Annotated in this window: 22 protein-coding genes; 6 read left to right on the plus strand and 16 right to left on the minus strand. The window is 32.1% G+C overall.

All coding sequences use genetic code 11. From position 1 onward, the window contains the following. Positions 1-486: 486 nt before the first annotated feature. Together tfb and OEM44_01550 are read left to right on the plus strand one after the other, a co-directional pair. Complete coding sequence (gene tfb, locus OEM44_01545) at positions 487-1,398, plus strand: transcription initiation factor IIB (protein MDH3515486.1); 912 nt, start codon at positions 487-489, stop codon at positions 1,396-1,398. Then, positions 1,391-1,684: a hypothetical protein gene (locus OEM44_01550; protein MDH3515487.1), complete on the plus strand. Its 294-nt coding sequence runs from the start codon at positions 1,391-1,393 to the stop codon at positions 1,682-1,684. The genes tfb and OEM44_01550 overlap by 8 nt, the downstream gene beginning before the upstream one ends. Here OEM44_01550 and OEM44_01555 read toward each other — a convergent pair. Both OEM44_01555 and OEM44_01560 read right to left on the minus strand, forming a co-directional pair. Continuing rightward, the gene (locus tag OEM44_01555) at positions 1,681-1,899 is read right to left on the minus strand and encodes a phosphoribosyltransferase domain-containing protein (GenBank protein MDH3515488.1); all 219 of its coding nucleotides are present in this window, start codon (positions 1,897-1,899) and stop codon (positions 1,681-1,683) included. The genes OEM44_01550 and OEM44_01555 overlap by 4 nt on opposite strands. Before the next feature lie 240 nt (positions 1,900-2,139). After that, entirely contained in the window at positions 2,140-2,532 is a 393-nt protein-coding gene (locus OEM44_01560; protein MDH3515489.1) for a hypothetical protein, read from the minus strand. Positions 2,533-2,585: 53 nt separating this feature from the next. On the opposite strand from OEM44_01560, the gene OEM44_01565 reads away from it, so the two are divergent. Together OEM44_01565 and phaC are read left to right on the plus strand one after the other, a co-directional pair. Continuing rightward, positions 2,586-3,164, plus strand: a complete 579-nt coding sequence (locus tag OEM44_01565) for a hypothetical protein (protein ID MDH3515490.1) — start codon at positions 2,586-2,588, stop codon at positions 3,162-3,164. Next, positions 3,154-4,218 (plus strand): class III poly(R)-hydroxyalkanoic acid synthase subunit PhaC, encoded by a 1,065-nt coding sequence (gene phaC / locus OEM44_01570; GenBank protein MDH3515491.1) that lies wholly within the window; start codon positions 3,154-3,156, stop codon positions 4,216-4,218. The genes OEM44_01565 and phaC overlap by 11 nt, the downstream gene beginning before the upstream one ends. A gap of 25 nt (positions 4,219-4,243) precedes the next feature. Here phaC and OEM44_01575 read toward each other — a convergent pair whose 3' ends face one another. From OEM44_01575 to OEM44_01610, 8 genes are all read right to left on the minus strand, one after another. Then, on the minus strand, positions 4,244-4,672 hold the full coding sequence (locus tag OEM44_01575) for a hypothetical protein (GenBank protein ID MDH3515492.1): 429 nt from the start codon (positions 4,670-4,672) through the stop codon (positions 4,244-4,246). Continuing rightward, entirely contained in the window at positions 4,669-5,094 is a 426-nt protein-coding gene (locus tag OEM44_01580) for an AbrB/MazE/SpoVT family DNA-binding domain-containing protein (GenBank protein ID MDH3515493.1), read from the minus strand. The genes OEM44_01575 and OEM44_01580 overlap by 4 nt, the downstream gene beginning before the upstream one ends. A 36-nt stretch (positions 5,095-5,130) precedes the next feature. Beyond that, positions 5,131-5,925: an alpha/beta hydrolase gene (locus OEM44_01585; GenBank protein ID MDH3515494.1), complete on the minus strand. Its 795-nt coding sequence runs from the start codon at positions 5,923-5,925 to the stop codon at positions 5,131-5,133. Between the two features lie 516 nt (positions 5,926-6,441). Next, on the minus strand, positions 6,442-6,891 hold the full coding sequence (msrA, locus tag OEM44_01590) for a peptide-methionine (S)-S-oxide reductase MsrA (protein MDH3515495.1): 450 nt from the start codon (positions 6,889-6,891) through the stop codon (positions 6,442-6,444). A gap of 42 nt (positions 6,892-6,933) precedes the next feature. Next, positions 6,934-7,338 (minus strand): hypothetical protein, encoded by a 405-nt coding sequence (locus OEM44_01595; protein MDH3515496.1) that lies wholly within the window; start codon positions 7,336-7,338, stop codon positions 6,934-6,936. Between the two features lie 161 nt (positions 7,339-7,499). Then, a complete protein-coding gene (locus OEM44_01600; protein ID MDH3515497.1) occupies positions 7,500-7,796 on the minus strand; it encodes a hypothetical protein in 297 nt (98 codons plus the stop codon). A gap of 61 nt (positions 7,797-7,857) precedes the next feature. Further along, entirely contained in the window at positions 7,858-8,232 is a 375-nt protein-coding gene (locus tag OEM44_01605) for a hypothetical protein (protein MDH3515498.1), read from the minus strand. Positions 8,233-8,288: 56 nt separating this feature from the next. Further along, positions 8,289-9,122, minus strand: coding sequence for a methyltransferase domain-containing protein (locus OEM44_01610; protein ID MDH3515499.1), 834 nt, complete (start codon positions 9,120-9,122; stop codon positions 8,289-8,291). 247 nt (positions 9,123-9,369) lie between these two features. Here OEM44_01610 and OEM44_01615 point away from each other — a divergent pair, with 247 nt between their 5' ends. Beyond that, positions 9,370-9,849, plus strand: a complete 480-nt coding sequence (locus tag OEM44_01615; protein MDH3515500.1) for an RDD family protein — start codon at positions 9,370-9,372, stop codon at positions 9,847-9,849. A 594-nt stretch (positions 9,850-10,443) separates the two neighbouring features. Here OEM44_01615 and OEM44_01620 read toward each other — a convergent pair. The 5 genes from OEM44_01620 to OEM44_01640 all read right to left on the minus strand — a co-directional run bounded on the left by OEM44_01620 (position 10,444) and on the right by OEM44_01640 (position 14,609). Beyond that, on the minus strand, positions 10,444-11,172 hold the full coding sequence (locus OEM44_01620; protein ID MDH3515501.1) for a mechanosensitive ion channel: 729 nt from the start codon (positions 11,170-11,172) through the stop codon (positions 10,444-10,446). Then, positions 11,141-12,211: a hypothetical protein gene (locus OEM44_01625; protein MDH3515502.1), complete on the minus strand. Its 1,071-nt coding sequence runs from the start codon at positions 12,209-12,211 to the stop codon at positions 11,141-11,143. Before OEM44_01625 ends, OEM44_01620 begins: the two co-directional genes overlap by 32 nt. Positions 12,212-12,434: 223 nt before the next feature. Further along, positions 12,435-12,785 (minus strand): universal stress protein, encoded by a 351-nt coding sequence (locus OEM44_01630; GenBank protein MDH3515503.1) that lies wholly within the window; start codon positions 12,783-12,785, stop codon positions 12,435-12,437. A gap of 155 nt (positions 12,786-12,940) precedes the next feature. Further along, positions 12,941-13,321, minus strand: a complete 381-nt coding sequence (locus tag OEM44_01635; protein ID MDH3515504.1) for a hypothetical protein — start codon at positions 13,319-13,321, stop codon at positions 12,941-12,943. 505 nt (positions 13,322-13,826) lie between these two features. Next, the gene (locus OEM44_01640) at positions 13,827-14,609 is read right to left on the minus strand and encodes a hypothetical protein (GenBank protein ID MDH3515505.1); all 783 of its coding nucleotides are present in this window, start codon (positions 14,607-14,609) and stop codon (positions 13,827-13,829) included. Positions 14,610-15,286: 677 nt separating this feature from the next. On the opposite strand from OEM44_01640, the gene OEM44_01645 reads away from it, so the two are divergent. Further along, positions 15,287-15,433 (plus strand): hypothetical protein, encoded by a 147-nt coding sequence (locus OEM44_01645; protein ID MDH3515506.1) that lies wholly within the window; start codon positions 15,287-15,289, stop codon positions 15,431-15,433. 462 nt (positions 15,434-15,895) lie between these two features. Here OEM44_01645 and OEM44_01650 read toward each other — a convergent pair whose 3' ends face one another. Continuing rightward, positions 15,896-16,252: a universal stress protein gene (locus tag OEM44_01650; GenBank protein MDH3515507.1), complete on the minus strand. Its 357-nt coding sequence runs from the start codon at positions 16,250-16,252 to the stop codon at positions 15,896-15,898. Positions 16,253-16,302 lie beyond the last annotated feature (50 nt).

Consider the following 16,302-nt stretch of genomic DNA (forward strand, 5'->3'; position numbering starts at 1 on the left):
CAAAAATATTTTGGTTATACACCAAATAACACATCCAAAGAGAATCTATATTTCAATATCCATCCAGGTAATTTATCAACAAATAATTCTAACAGATTTTGTAAGATGGAATTTTCAATAAGAGTGTAAAAAATATTAGAGAATTTTAAAATTCAACATTTTAGATAACCAATTGAATTTACATCAGAGTATTCATCAATGATGAACCAACAAGAGCATTAGATGATACAAGTCATTAAAAGAATTCTTTTTTGTGGATAGTAGGAGTGAAATGTTCAAATGATTATGAACCACAAGTACATAATAGTTGATTGGAAACATGTATTGGCAGTATATCATATATCTAGGATCAAACCCAAACGTTAAGTTTGAAGATCAAGATCTCATTCCAAAAATGTAGAATAATGGTTAGCTTAACCTACACACAATTAACCTGTTGAAATTAGGTAAAACGGTAATAAGGCGATTATACCAAATCACAATATTATGCTTAAAAATTCAATGATTTCAGGTCCAAAATGCCCATCATGTGGAAATAAAAAAATTGTTTCAGATCAAACCACAGGGGAGTTATTCTGCGGTAAATGTGGTTTAGTAATTACAGATAAAATTGCAGATACGGGTGCAGAATGGCGTTCTTTTTCAAATGATGAAGGGAATCGAACCAGGGTCGGTGCAGGAACATCACTGATGATGCATGATATGGGTTTATCAACAGTGATTGGTGCTGCAAATAAGGATTCAACAGGGAAGCCATTATCTGCAAGCGTAAGAAGTTCCATTGAGCGACTAAGAACATGGGACAGTAGGACACAAGCACATTCATCTGCAGACAGAAATCTCAGACAGGCACTTAATGAAATGGACAAACTAAAGGACAAACTTGCATTAACAGATGTAGTAATTGAGAAGGCAGCATATATCTACAGAAAAGCAATGGAGAAAAAATTAGTTAGAGGTAGATCAATCCAAGGGTTAGTTGCAGCGTGTCTTTACGCATCATGTAGAAATACAGAAACGCCAAGAACATTAGATGATATTGCAAAGGGAATTAACATTAGAAGAAAGGATGTTGCAAGATGCTATAGATTAATCTTCAGAGAGTTAGAACTAAAAATGCCAGTAGTTGATCCTGTCAAAGGAGTATCAAGAATAGCAAGCATTGCAAGTTTGAGTGAAAAAAGTAAACGAAAAGCAATTGAGATATTAAATCAAGCAAAAAAAATTGGAATAGTTGCAGGTAAAGATCCAATGGGTATAGCAGCTGCTGCATTATATCTTGCATGTATTAGTACTGGTGAGATAAAATCACAAAAAGACATCTCGGTTGCATCAGGAGTTACAGAAGTAACAATTAGAAACAGATGTGCAGGATTGAGAAAGATGTTAAATGAGTAAAATCCAACAAGTAGATTGGTCAGAGTGGTTAGATTTTAATCAAAATATGATATCAAAAACTCCAGAAACATCAGGCGTATTTATGATGCACGCAGGTATGAAGATATTGTATATTGGAGGTTCAGAGAACATGAGAAAAACAATTGAAAATATTTCTGAAAAATGTGTTTCAGATGCAACGAGATTTAGATACAGTGTAGAAAAAGATTTTGAAAAAAGAAAAAGGAAGTTAATTGCAGATTATAAGAAACGCCATGAGGGTAAATCCCCTGAATGTATGAGTTAAAAACAATATTTTTTAGATCTTTGAAATTCTAATATATCCCAAGGAAAAACAACATAACCACCCGTACTTTTATTTTTTTCATATACAAGTTGCTTAGGAAATATTTTTCCGTGCCTTGCAAATAACGCAACAAAAGTTAATTTTGATGGATTATCAACTCTGGACAGAATTTTTGTAAATGTGTCACCTGTATCAAAAATATCATCTACAAACAATGAATTATAAGAAATGTGTGATTTATCAACAAGTATTTTTTTTAATATCCAAATGATCTGCCAATAAACAAGATAGGATTAAAACACCCCTACTCAAAGTAACAATATTTGAACATATTCTCGAAAAGTTGGATATCTTCTTGGCAAGTATTTCTATAATAGATTCTATTTCAGACCAACTCACACTCTGTTCTAAATCCACATAGTTACACTAATGACAAGTAAGATAAGTCGTTATGATTAGAAAGTTTTCATGGGAGATTTTTTCAGAGATTCAATAATTTTAAGAACTCTAAAAGGTAATTTACCAAAATTAATGCCTTTTTCACAAGAAAGTAGCAAGACATCATTATTTGCTAGCGGATAACTCATCACAATCACTTTATCCCTATAAGACATTGAAAAATGAACTTCACCAAATTCGTTATCAAATTCATGTCTCATTCTAACACGTAATGCAAGTTCCATAAACATCATTTCATCTTGTTTTTGATTTTCAAGTGAGAATAATCCTTCTTTCATACCACCAGCTATCAAATGACCCCTATTATTGATGAGTCTAGCAGAACGTATTTTTGGATCTAATTTCAAGAGTTTTTTACAGATTTTTTCGAGTAGTTCTGTATCACCCATAAATCTAAATTTACAAGCGAACTATTTATTGAGATCTGTTCTTATAGATAACTGTGCAATCAGAATCGACAAAAAATACCACGGATTATTACAAGCATTTATCACTTTTCTGGACAGATATTATTCATTTAATGGCAAGCAAACCTCAGGCTCTAAGTTCAATTGGTCCAATGCGAGCATTTGCGTCAAATTCAAAGAAAATATCCACAGAGCTAATAGAGATAAATGATAGCCTCATGGAGTTTAACCAATATCTTACTGAGTACTATAAACAACTTGCAGATACATGGAGTGTAGCTCAAAAGAAAACCAATCTAAAAGTTCCAGAAGTCCCTCAAGATGTTGAACAAATAGAGGCATTCAAAAGAATATGGATTGATATTTTTGATAATGATTATACCGAATTATTTGATTCAGAAAAATTTGGAGAGAATTATGGGAAACTAGTATCAAAAGAACTTGAATTAACTAAACATTGGAACAACATCACAAATGTTATTTTACAATCAGTCAATCTTCCTAGTAAGGAAGAAATTGATGAAGTTTACAAAGAGATGCATTCTCTTAAAAAAAGAGTGTCAAAACTAGAATTAGAACTAAAGAAACAAGAGGTAAAGAAAAATGCAAAGTGAATCGCGTATAGATCCAAAAATTGTTGAAGAGATTTTAAAATTTAGTAAAAATGTCATCAATGCACCAAAATTAGTTTCTGCTCCAGATGAAATTAGTTTAGAGGTTACACCATATGATATTGTACAGCAAATAGATAAAACAAAACTAATGCATTATAGACCACTTACAGAAAAACAGCATAAAACACCACTGTTAATTTCATATGCATTGATTAACAGATATCACATATTAGATATTCAACCAGAAAAAAGTTGGGTAAGAAATTTACTGTTACAAGGATTTGATGTGTATATGCTAGATTGGGGCACACCTACTAGTATGGACAAATATCTTGATTTTGATGATTACGTAAACGGTTACTTAGATTCATCTGTAGAACATATCAAAAATGAATCATCCACTGAAAAAATTTCATTACAAGGGTACTGCACTGGAGGAACAATTGCAACCACTTATGCAGCATTGCATCCAGAGAGTGTAAAAAACTACATAGCGACAGCACCAGTTATCGATGGATGGCGTGATACTACAGTGATTAGTAATCTTGCAAAGCATATGGATGTAGATAAAATGGTAGACACAATAGGAAACATGCCTCCAGAATTCATGTATTATTGTTTTTCAGTGCTTAAACCATTTGAACAAGGAATCGAAAAATATGTTAAGTTTTTTAAAAACATAGACAACAAAAAATTTGTAGATAATTTTCTGAGAGTAGAAAAATGGTTAGGAGACACACCGCCCATTCCAGGAGAATTATTCAAACAATGGATTAAAGACATCTATCAAAAGAATCTGCTAATTCAAAACAAGATGTATGTAGGTGGAGAGCACATAAACTTGAAAAAAATAAAGATGCCTATTTTTACACAGATTGCTGTAGGAGATCATCTAGTTTCTCCAGAGTGCAGTATGCCATTACATTACGCCGTTGGAAGTGAAGATAAGACATTGAGAATGTATCCTACAGGTCATGTAGGAATGATTGCCAGTTCATTATCACAAAAGAAGGTATTACCAGAGTTAGGACAATGGTTGGCTGAAAGATCATAAAAAAGGAAAAAAAGGAAAAATACCACTAGTTGTTCTTTGTGGCGAATGCTGAAATCCAGGATTGTAGAATGTTCTTATTTAGGTCAGCAAATGACTTTGCATTATCGTTGAATGTTTTGATGTTTTGTTGTGTTGCATCAATAGTTGCAAGTGCCACTTGATTTTGTATAGAAGTTGCCTTTAGAAATTCTTCAGTAGTATCATGAATCACTTTTAGTGTTGCTTCAGGAATGTTTGATGCAATACCTGCTTTCTTCACATATTCTTTTTGTAGTGTGATACCGGAATCTACTACATTTTCATATGCTTGCAAGTATTCCTGTTGTACGTTAGTAATTGATTGATGATACTGTGGTACTGATTGTTTAATACCATTGAAGATTTTGTTCACATTTTCTTGATATACAGAAAATAGATCTTTTGGATTTCCTTGTGTTGTTTCGTTTTTACTCATTGTTTCACCTCCTTATTTTTTGATTTTTTTGCTATTGGCAAAATAATGACTTGAACCAAATCACCATCACCTAAACCAAGTGCATTACGTTCAGCCTCAGGAATCGAGATTCTTCCATTGCTACTAATAGTAGTTTTGTAAGCACCCCAATTCATGAAAGAAGGGAGCATTTGGCCAATGTTGAACATGGTATCCATACTTTTACTTTGAATCGAAGACATGTTTTCCATCACTTTAGATTGAGTTTGTCTAGCACTCTCAGAAACTCCTTTTAGTGTTTCTAATGGATTGAAAGTTTGGTCAGATTGATTTGTCATCAACGCACCAAAGTTTTTCATGAATTCTGTTTGAGCACGTCCACTTTTTTGGATCCAAGACTTAAACATCTCAGAAGGGTCATAGAGGTTTTGATTACCACTCATTGGTAATGATAGGGAATATCTGACATATAAATCAATCTAAGTTCCATTTAAAAAATCCAAAACTTTGGATGTAAAAACAATAGGATCCTGAACATACGGAGTATGACCACACCCATCCATTCTAAAAAATACGCAATCTTGAATTGACGAGGTGAAATCATCTGCGTAATTGATAGGAATCACTGGATCATTTGAACCCCAAATTAACAAGGTAGGAACTGAGATTGAAGGAAGCTTTGATGTGATCAATTCAGAATTTTTTAAACCCAACACAGTAGACATGAAAGCAAGCTTTGCATTAGGCAAACGCATACGCTCTACAAATTCATTAACAATTGAATCATCAATATCTTCACCAGACGCCTCCATAAGTTCAAATGCATTTCTGGCACTTTGATCATTGGGGTATAATGCAGCCATGATGTATGCATCAAGCGCAGGGGTTGATTGTTTCATTGCTCCAGCAGGAGACACTAAGACGAGTTTTTCAACATTTTGAGAATGGGATGAGGTATATTCTATAGACAATTGTCCACCTAATGACGAACCAATGATGGTGGTACGATCAATATTAGACGCCACAAAAAACTTTTCCAAGAAGTCTAAAAAGAATTCAGGTGTGTAATCTACAAGAGGTTTATCACTGTATCCAAACCCTATAAGATCAGGGACTATAACACGAAATTGCTTGGCAAATATAGGGATAACACGACTCCATCTTTCAGATGAAGCTCCTAACCCATGAATAAGTACCAATGTTTTTTTAGAATTTCCAGATTCCAGATAGCGAATTTTATTGCCATCAATTTGAATAAATTTCTCTTCCACCATTTTAGCTTCAATTATCTCACTAGATAAGTTTTAGTCAACTTATAGATCAATTAATTGATTGTTTTTTATATTTTTAAACTAATTATCTTAAACATGTTTTTAACACGAAAATCATTTTGACATTGTAATAAAAAAGAAAATTTCAAAAATTTTTGGCTCCTCTTGATAACTCAATGAGGGGTTTTGAGATAGTTGTCGTATTAGATAGATATTGCACTACAGGTATTAGTGCAATGTAACAATTTATGCACCTTCACATTCAGAATTCAGAGTAGGATCAGTGAAAAATGCATCAAATAAGAAAGTAAGAAAATTCATGGAGTATGTTAAATTTCTAGTAACACATAATGGAGTTGCGCTTAGAAAAAATGGTAAGAGAAAAGAGAGGGTATAATATAATCATGATTGCGATAATCTCACGTATAAGGAGGTCTCAGCTAATTAGATGTTCTTTGGAAGTGTATCAAATTATTTTATACGTACACCAAAGATTCCAATAATGATTGTGAAGTAGATTTATGAAAGTCTGTGTTTTTTAAAATATTTTTGATGATATTCCTCTGCTTTGTAGAATAATGGTGCTGGAACAATTTCAGTAACAATTGGATGTTCATATCTTGCAGACTGTTCTTGTTTTGACTTTTCAGCAATTTCTTTTTGTTCATCATCATGATAAAAAATTGCTGAACGGTATTGAATTCCAATATCAGGACCTTGACGATTCAAGGTTGTAGGATTGTGATTGTTCCAAAATACATCAAGAAGTTCCTTGTAGGATATTTCATCAGGATCATATTCTACCTCTACAGCTTCTGCATGACCAGTTTTATCAGTACATACTTCTTCATAAGTTGGATTTGATAATTGGCCTCCAATGTATCCTACTTTGGTTGATTTTACACCTTTAGTTTTATCAAGTAAATCTTCAACGTGCCAAAAACATCCCGCACCAAATGTTGCTTTCATGTAAAATATTAAAATGTATTAAATTAAAAGCATTCTAAATCATCAAATTGAAATAATATTTTCTTGAATGAGATATTTTATTGAATTAATAAATTCTTGTTGGGAAATTAAATCAATTGACCACCAATGTGCATTATTTCTAAACCAAGAAGGTACATTGTCAATAGAAGAATGCTCATAGTTAAAATTTGAAATCACAATGATGTTATTTTGAAGCATAAAGTCTAATCCCATTATAAACTCCTGATCAGAAATTTCACCTGTAGCCCAATTTTGAGCATATGTCTTTATCCAATCAGGGATGTACGTTGAATATCCCAATACACTGTAAATGGTTTGTTCTGGAAATTGAGAATCAAACCATGATTTGTAATCTAGTTCGTTGTTATATCTATCAATGTAATATTGGGGTGATTTGTCAAATGAAGGAAATCCTAAAATTCGCATTTTAGGGTTTTCTATGAAGGAGATATCAAGTTCAAAAGAATTAGTTAAGAGATTAGATTCCTCAACAGAGTTGGAATCAGAGTTGGAATTTTTTGGTGAATAATTGGTTGTTTTTACATATTCTATTGATTTTTCAAGGTTTCCATCATATGAAATTTTTATTATGTATTTACCATCTTCAGACCAAGTTGGTCCCCCACATTGATAGTTTTTGAAAAATCACCATTATTTTTTGGGACAATACTATCAACATGAGCAAGCCCAGTTCCACTAGGAGTTATAATTTGTAAAATTATTGAAAGACGGGCTGGATCATAATCCACGTTACCAGAAATTACAAGAGGGTCATCAGTACGATACAGTGTTTTATCAGTAGTGAAGTCATTAACACTTGCAAAAGCAAATAGAGAACCTGACGGGATAGACAGCAGTAAAAACAACAGAAGATATGAACGCATAATCAAAAACATGATTTGATCATATGTAATTAAACAATTCGCTTTATTTTTTTAATCAAGTCTATTTCACATCAGTGAAGATTTCTACAACTTTTTTTGCAAGATTTTCAATATTTGCAGTGGGTTCTGCTGAGATCAACAATAAAATTTTAGTAATTGGAAATGGAAAGCTTACCAAAACAGCCTTGTCTCGTCTTGCAGCAAGATAGTTAATAGGACCCAAACTTTCATCAAATTCCTTTCTTATAGAAGCTTTAGATACAAAGTCCAAAAAAGATTGTAATCTAGTCTCATCTCCCTCATGAGGAGTTAAACCTTCCTTAAAACCTCCAACTATAAGTTGGCCATCTTTATCAACAATTCCGGCAAAACGGATCTCAGATTCTGCAAGCAACTTGTTACACTTTTCATCATATAATTTTGTCATATCAGACATGATACCATTTAAGATATGAAAAATAAAAACCTAGCTTAAAAAGTAGTAAAAGCTATCTACAAACGACATTTTAACAACGCATAGTCAATTATTTTTTCTTCGGAGGCTTTTTTCATTTTTTGAATTGATCTAAACAGAATTTTTTCCACGTATGAAGGATATTTTTCCAATATAGAATTTTTTAAGACATTCCTATTGTCAAGATAATAATTGGCCAAAGGAGTATAGACAGATGGACCAATTAATTTTTCTTGAGAAATAGTAAACCCGTTTGATTTAATCAAAGAACGAATATGATCTAAAGTATAGTGTTCAGAAGACCATGTAAATTTAAGAATTCCTAATTTTTTAAGAGATACTGGATTTACAGTGACAGGAATTGCCAAAACTAGCAATCCAGAATCAATTAAAACTCTTTTTGATTCTAAAATAAATTCAGAGAGAGGTTTAAAATGTTGAGCAGACTCTAATGCCAAAACACGATCAACAGAATTTTTTGAAAATGGTAGTTTTGTAGAAGACGAGTTAAAAAATTCAATATTTTGCTGAGTTCCAGAATGAGATAGTTGAGAAAAATTGATATTTACACAGGATATGGAAAGGTTTTGAAAATTATTTTTCCAAAATATTGCTGGTGCCGACAATCCACTTCCAACATCTAGAATAGTTTTAGCAGATTCAAGTTCGGCCATAGTTGCAAATTTAATGCATAGGTTTTCTTGAGCAGATAATGGATCTAAATTATTATCATCCCAATAGCCAAAATTTAACATATTTCCACCAGTTGCAAGTTGCATTATAGGAGACAAAGTACTATAGAGATTAATGACATCTTTTTCGTTACGTCGTAGTGTCCACATTATTACATCAATTGGATTTATCGTTATCAAAAATAGTTTCAAATAGATTTACAAAAAAAGACTATTAATTCCTAAGGTAATCTTCTGAATCACGTAATACAGTCATGAATTCATTTTTCAATCATTATTTTTTGATATTTCCCTGGTTAAATTTTATCATGATATTATGAGATAGAGAAATTTTGTTTTCATGATATACCAATTCAAGGTATAGTGATAAATCAACGTATTAGATAGGGATCAATACATTTTATTAATTTGAATGAAAGAAATGTTTATGGATGAATCAAACAGTGTGTCAAACATCATAATTGCAAAATGGATAGATAGATTCCTTGCATGGTTAATCGACTTTATTATTATTTCAATAATTTCAACATTAATAATTTTTACAGTATTTGGAACAATTGATTTTAAAACAACAGAAGATATGTTTTGGGTTGAAACTATGCAATACATTCCATCTAGCATGATGTTTTTTATATATTGGATAATTCTCGAATATAAAACAAATCAGACAATTGGCAAAAAAATCTTTAATTTGAAAGTAACTGACATGTCAGGGAACAAACCTAAGTTAAAAGGAATTGTTCTAAGTAGTTTTGGAAAATCATTTTTGCTTCCAATTGATGTAGTATTAGGCATGATTCTAACAAATGAAAAACGACAAAGAATTTTCAACAAGCTAGGTGATACGCTTGTTGTCAAAATCAAGACAGGTGAATTATCATCAAATGTAGAATATACAAAAGATTAGAATTTTGTCATATTTTGTTAAACAATTGCTTTGAAGAGTTAACCAACAGATCTATTAATGATAAATGATCCTTTTCTTTGATGCCTGAGAACAACAAAGAATGGTGGATAGGATTACCAAAAGAATTGCAAAAAGATATTGAGATAGATAACAATTCAAGTTAAACCCAATATCGTAAAAAATCATATCTAATACTTATAAAAAATAGCAAAAATAAACAGAAAATCACATCAAATATTGAACAAAACAGATTATTGGATCTAAAAATTATTCAATATCGATCAGATTTGTAGAATGATTCATAGGTTAAATTACAAATAGGCCCAAATCAAATTAAACATACAAAAAGAGTCAGGTAGATTCAATTCATTAAGGGCTAATAATGGAGAATATCACTTAGGAAATGAAAAAGCAGTAATGAATAAAGAAAAATGTAATAGATGTGGGGCACCTTTAGGTACAGAAACTAAGAAAACTAAACAAAGGTTTTGTCCTAATTGTAAAAGAAAATTTCAATTACAAAAATATTGATTCTGTTCTAGCCCGATTTTCATTAATTAACGATATCATAACATACCCAAATCAACGTTGATTCTACAGTTTAGTGGCATCATTTGTTTTAGATTCATTTGAAGAATTCAAATCCCCCACACCATACTTTTTGAAGGTCTGCTTTCTGATATCTGATGTATCTTCAATATCTTTGAGTTCTTTATCAAGATCTCCATGATACTCTGTTTGAATTGGCCATGGGATGGTAATATTATGTTTTTTAAATTCTTTAATTATCATTATTCGAATATCACTTTTTACTTTGAACTGATCATCGTATTCTTTTACGAATACTCTCACAACAAAATCAATAGATGAGTTATTGAAATTTATCACACGTACGATTGGTTGTTCAATATCTGCAAGTATGTTGGCATCACACCCACAACTTGGTTTCTGCTCTTCTCGGTAAGGACACATTTCATGAACAATAAGATGATTACCCCTTTTGTCTTTGAGTTCAGTCATCGCTCTTAATCCAACTTTGATTAGTACTGCTGCAACTTCCTCAGGATCATCAAGGTAGGATACACCTACTTCAACTTTAACAGGAATGAATTTAATATCCTTGGAGAAATTAATTATTGTTGCAGCTATTAATTGTCTGGTGGGAATAATTGCAATGGATTCATTTAGAGCATCTCTAACGTATGTAACCCTTGGCGTTATTTGTCCGACAATACCCACATAGCCATTCTCCAATTGTATTCTGTCTCCTGGCACAAAAATCTTATCTTTTTTAATGGAAATATATGCAAAATAGTTCTGCATAGTCCTCTTGCATTGCAAATCCAATTCCTATTGCAAGACCACCGCTAGCAGTAGCTAAAACAAATAAGTCAACTTCCCACCAAGCAGCAATACCAACTAACAATCCTATGAAACCAACCAGAGGAATAATTTGCTTAAAAGATCTTGATGTTTCACTACTTTGTCTATCTGCCCAACCAGGTGGACGTGAACCAGGGATTACGGGTTCATAATTTGAAATACGTTTTTGCTCTCGCCACTGTGAAATAGTGTAAATCTCCTTTGGTTGTACACCAAGAAGTAAGATTCGACCTGATTCATTGTTTCCACTTATACAATCTTCAAAGTATTTTTCATATTTTTCGTTCTCAGATTTTTGCCATATTTCAAATGCATTTGATTTAACTTGTTTAAAATTCCCTATTGGTATTCCCTTGGAGGTGTGAAAATTTTCCAGAGATCTAATTCCTTCAGGGCTTTTCATTTTTTCTGAATATTCATCTTGGGGTATTTCAGCAGGTTTGTGCTTTGGAGGATTCCACTTGAATAATTGATGAAAAAGGTCATCTTTATCATCAACAAATCCTTTTTTACGAATCCATTCTTTGTAATCTATTTTTGTAATCTTTTTTGCTTCATTCTTTAAGATAAAAATTGGAATCAAATTAACAATCGTGTAACCTATCACCAAAATTACAATGGTGTCTAATATTTTAGCAAAAGTTTCTCTAGGTGTTAATGTCTCATAAGCATTTGCTGCATCGATTGCCACCTGAGTATCAAATAATTCAAAAACTTGAATATACACATCTGCTGAAATAAAAAGAATAATTGCAAATATTGATAGTAATACCTTCTTTACAAATTCTGCTGCAAACGGTCTGGTGTAACTAAATTTTTTTATTTCAACCCATTGAGATATTCGTCTATTAATTAAAAAAATTGTAATAAATCCTGCAACAAGAAATACCAAAGACATCTGCAATGTTAGATCAGTCATCAATAGATGGTTTAGTGGAATTAGTGTTGAATTTGAAACTGGAATTATTTTATCTACCATGAATAGCTAATCCTTTTTTTACATTTATGCGTTGTATCCAATGTTGCCTTAGTCATATTTGTTAAAAAAATACTTTATTATTCAATGAACCTATTTCAATCAGACTTATCTAGAATTGTCATTTGTTTCAACTAACAGAATTGATCAATCTACTTTCTCCTGAACTTTTTTTGTAACACTTACTATCTTAAACATAGATTTGTAATTTGGGATCTTTTTCTTTTTACCCATCACTAAGATCTATTTCATTTTCATGGACATATTTTATGATGGCTTCTGATGGTTTCCCAACTCGGAAAACCCCTTCACATTCTATACCTGACTTATTGCATTGCGCTGTACGTTCAGCGAGTAATTTTTTTGTACTCTCCACCAAATTTGTAAAGATTACTTCTATCTGCTCTTTGTTGGATAATTCGGGCATTATGCCAAAGCTTGGATCAGGCCAAGGCTCCAATGCATGAAATAACACTATTTTAGATGATTCAGATTTTGCAATATTCATTGCATGTTTTAGCGCCTCATCTCCAGCTAGAGTTCCGCCATGTGGAACAAGAATAGTTTTGTACAACATTTAGTAGATTGTTAAGATAGATAAATAAACATAGATTCGGAATGTAAGTCAACATCAGAGCAGCATGTTATCAATAAACATCTAAATCAAATGATTCACAGTTAAGTAAATTTTAAAAAAGTGGTTAATTTTAGCCCTAAATACTATTGACCATATTACTTCAAATGTCCTAACAGGATTGTCTGAATTCTTTGAATAATCTCGTTTGGAGCACCTGTATTGTCCAAGGTAACCACAAGAAGCATTTGATTCCCAAATGGGCAGAGTACTCTTATCAAGTTGTCATATACCTGTAGTGTATAATTGACATTTCCAATTTTTTCTGAAACAGAATTTCTAAAATTCCAAGAATCAATTGTATGTTTTAGCGCAATCTTATTTTCTTCTTCAGTCAAAAAATCAATCACTCCGTCCATTTTTTGTTTGTATACTTCGTTTCCATGTACATCATAAACCATCACATATCGTATATGTTGAGACAGGTTCATGATGCTGTTTAGGAATTTTTCTTGATTTACTATTGTTAGTTGGTTCATAAAACACTGTTTTGATTGTGATATTTGTATTTGGTTAGAAATCTGTGGTATGCCATTAATTGTAATCTAATTTTAAAGTTATTTTATTAATCAGATTAAGGCATGCCGCATATGTAAAAAAATTTCAAATATTATAATCTGGTACAAAATGTAACGAGAAACCGTTGTTCTGCGTCGTAGAATAATTGGTTTGGAAAATAATTCATGTTATGGTCTGTCCTAGATCAAGTTTTCCAAGTATTTCTCGTTAATTTTATTTCAAAATATACACCATATCTTAGATTGATAATTAGTACTGCAAAAAAGAAGCAGATAGAGAAATTATCTTAGAGACAAGAAAACAGTACATGTTATGGAACTAGTTTAAGAAAAAATATATCTACTTATGAACTATTCAAAGATAGATTAATGAAGTAACATTAGATATAAGATTTCCATCATAGAGTAAATCTTAATTTATTATTTTGAGACCCATGTAAAAAAATGAAATTATAAAAAATAAAAGTTATGAGGATGTCTTGAGTGTCATCTTTTCAAGTTTTGACTCACTGACAAGCTCATCTATTCCAGCTAAAACTCCACGAATGATTTCATCGCTAAAGTTAAAAACAGGCTTGTGGATTCTATTATCTTCATCTCTAAATGTTATCTGAATCATCCTGTCAGCATTTTCAAATTTTGTCTTTTTGGAGATAATATCTGCCTGTTCAACTTGGTGTGCAGGAATTTTTAGATTCTGACCATCCATATCAAATACAAGACAGTTTTTTCCCTTTTGGTGCTCCAGTTTCATCTTTCCATTAGAGATTGATTTTTTCCATCCAGCATGCCCTTCTATATAGTCACAAGGATATTCTCTAGTATGGCTTGATTGATCTTTGGTGTATGTGTCTTGCAGGTATTCTACTTGATCATGTAGATATGACCACAGGTTGTCTTCAAACTTTTTTGCAGTGTATAGTTTTGTTATTGTAGCTGCAATTCCAACTATAGGAATCACAAACAGTGGTGCAGACGTTGCCAAATTTTTACCCCACTCCCCAGTTCCAATTATGACATCAAATGAGACTGAAGTTCCTGACAATGTAATGTCTGTACTTCTTCGCGCGCCTGATGCAGTGCGTAATATGCCTGACTTTCTGGCCTGAATTAGATATGTGTGTGATTCTCCTGAAACATTTCTTGAAAATCCAACTTCAAATTTATTTTCCGTTAGATAGTTTTCTACTCTTGTTGCTAATCTTTCTAGGTCAATATTTTTGCCTACAAATTTTTTAGTTTTGGACATTGTTGAAATGTTATTGGGTGTGATATTTTGGAATTGATTTTATGTTGTGGTATGCCTTTCAGCGACAGTACAGCAAAAATACAGTTCATCATCATACATATTATCAAAAAAAGAAAGTGAGAGTTAAAAAAAACGGTCTGAAATTATTTAATTGGATTTATCAAATGATATTTTTGGCCACTTGCCATATCTTGTCTTTAACAAACTATTCTTCATTTTCAAATACACCTCCTGGCTTGATGATTGTATCTTTTCATAGAATCATCAATGATCCTAGAAAACCCATACACATCATCCCAACTTTTCTGATCTCCAGTGAGAAGAGAATTAGGATCTCTTCCCACTAGAGTCGACGCATGGTATGAGGTGTACTTGTACCGGGAAGCAGTTTGCACGAGATGCTATAGCGGATTATATTATTTGATAATATACGATAATTTGTGGCATGCCAATAATTCAGTTCAAGTTAGATTTGAAGACTGATTTTGTTCTTGTTGATATAATTTATCAATTCGCTTGTAGGTTAATGGATGTGTTCTAAAAATATCACCAAACTTTACTGAAACTATTTTTTCTTTCCCAATCCAAGGCAGTGTATCGCATAGCAGAGTCCAGAGAAGTAAGACTGTATCTGTAAAAACTCTGCAACTATGGAATCTTGAATAGGATTGTCAAAAATGGAGTCGGTTCTTGTTATTTTTGGTGGAAATCAAGATGATTTTCTTTTTGGAAATGATGGTAGCGATACAATAGATAGAGGAAATGGCAAGGACGAACTTATTGTGGTAATTCTTCTATACCACATTTTTCATACCATGATGTGATCAAAAGCCCACATTTTGAAGAAGATAAAAAATGATTCATTGGGTATTTAGAACAGGTATTCTCTTAATTTTCTTATTAGATAGCATCATCATCTTGATTATGCCTCTTAAGTTCCCATTTACGTATACCTCATGCCTAATTTTGAACCGTTTTAGATATCTCTGAGGTAAGACATGCTCTGATCAGAGAATATTCTAGATGACACATTCCAGATTATTCTACTGAACAAATGTTAACTTTCCAGACAGCCAATGTTTTATTTGATTTTCACATAACTGAGATGTAATGGCCGTGACAGTCTGGATATGTCGTGAATGTAATTTTGAATTGGTTGTGGATACACATCTTTCAGTTACAGTTTGTCCTAATTGCAACAAAGTAATGGAATAACATCTAGATTTTACCAAACAATGTTCATAAAAATAATTTCACAATAACCAATCTCTCTTAAGCCAATCCAACTAACCAATCATACAAGTCATCATGATCATTGTCTGCACCTTATCCAAGAAATATCCTTCAATTGGATGAATGCACACATAGTTTGAAGTACTTCCAAGAAAAACATCTCTTAGATTTCCCATACCTCTTGAACCAATTACTATCAAATCAATATTATTCTTATAAGCAAATAATACGATCGTTCTTCCTTCTTCGCCATATTTTATAACATCTCGAAATTCCACTACATTTTTTGTACACATTGATTTTGCTGCTTTGATAAATTGTTTGTAATGCTTACTGTTTTTCTCTCCTCTTATGGTTTTCATCAAACCCATTTCTGTTGAAAATGCTTGAACTACAAATATTCCAATTATTGATGAATTAGTTTGCTTTGCTAATTATATCGCATTACTTAATGCCCCAA

Source organism: Nitrosopumilus sp. (genome assembly GCA_029862745.1).
Lineage (GTDB): Archaea > Thermoproteota > Nitrososphaeria > Nitrososphaerales > Nitrosopumilaceae > Nitrosopumilus.

Coding starts and splice junctions, on each gene's coding strand:
- tfb (MDH3515486.1), top strand. CDS start 487: ATGCTTAAAAATTCAATGATTTCAGGTCCAAAATGCCCATCATGTGGA.
- OEM44_01550 (MDH3515487.1), top strand. CDS start 1,391: ATGAGTAAAATCCAACAAGTAGATTGGTCAGAGTGGTTAGATTTTAAT.
- OEM44_01560 (MDH3515489.1), bottom strand. CDS start 2,532: ATGGGTGATACAGAACTACTCGAAAAAATCTGTAAAAAACTCTTGAAA.
- phaC (MDH3515491.1), top strand. CDS start 3,154: ATGCAAAGTGAATCGCGTATAGATCCAAAAATTGTTGAAGAGATTTTA.
- OEM44_01575 (MDH3515492.1), bottom strand. CDS start 4,672: ATGAGTAAAAACGAAACAACACAAGGAAATCCAAAAGATCTATTTTCT.
- OEM44_01580 (MDH3515493.1), bottom strand. CDS start 5,094: ATGAGTGGTAATCAAAACCTCTATGACCCTTCTGAGATGTTTAAGTCT.
- OEM44_01585 (MDH3515494.1), bottom strand. CDS start 5,925: ATGGTGGAAGAGAAATTTATTCAAATTGATGGCAATAAAATTCGCTAT.
- msrA (MDH3515495.1), bottom strand. CDS start 6,891: ATGAAAGCAACATTTGGTGCGGGATGTTTTTGGCACGTTGAAGATTTA.
- OEM44_01595 (MDH3515496.1), bottom strand. CDS start 7,338: ATGCGAATTTTAGGATTTCCTTCATTTGACAAATCACCCCAATATTAC.
- OEM44_01600 (MDH3515497.1), bottom strand. CDS start 7,796: ATGCGTTCATATCTTCTGTTGTTTTTACTGCTGTCTATCCCGTCAGGT.
- OEM44_01605 (MDH3515498.1), bottom strand. CDS start 8,232: ATGTCTGATATGACAAAATTATATGATGAAAAGTGTAACAAGTTGCTT.
- OEM44_01615 (MDH3515500.1), top strand. CDS start 9,370: ATGGATGAATCAAACAGTGTGTCAAACATCATAATTGCAAAATGGATA.
- OEM44_01620 (MDH3515501.1), bottom strand. CDS start 11,172: ATGCAGAACTATTTTGCATATATTTCCATTAAAAAAGATAAGATTTTT.
- OEM44_01625 (MDH3515502.1), bottom strand. CDS start 12,211: ATGGTAGATAAAATAATTCCAGTTTCAAATTCAACACTAATTCCACTA.
- OEM44_01630 (MDH3515503.1), bottom strand. CDS start 12,785: ATGTTGTACAAAACTATTCTTGTTCCACATGGCGGAACTCTAGCTGGA.
- OEM44_01635 (MDH3515504.1), bottom strand. CDS start 13,321: ATGAACCAACTAACAATAGTAAATCAAGAAAAATTCCTAAACAGCATC.
- OEM44_01640 (MDH3515505.1), bottom strand. CDS start 14,609: ATGTCCAAAACTAAAAAATTTGTAGGCAAAAATATTGACCTAGAAAGA.
- OEM44_01645 (MDH3515506.1), top strand. CDS start 15,287: ATGGAGTCGGTTCTTGTTATTTTTGGTGGAAATCAAGATGATTTTCTT.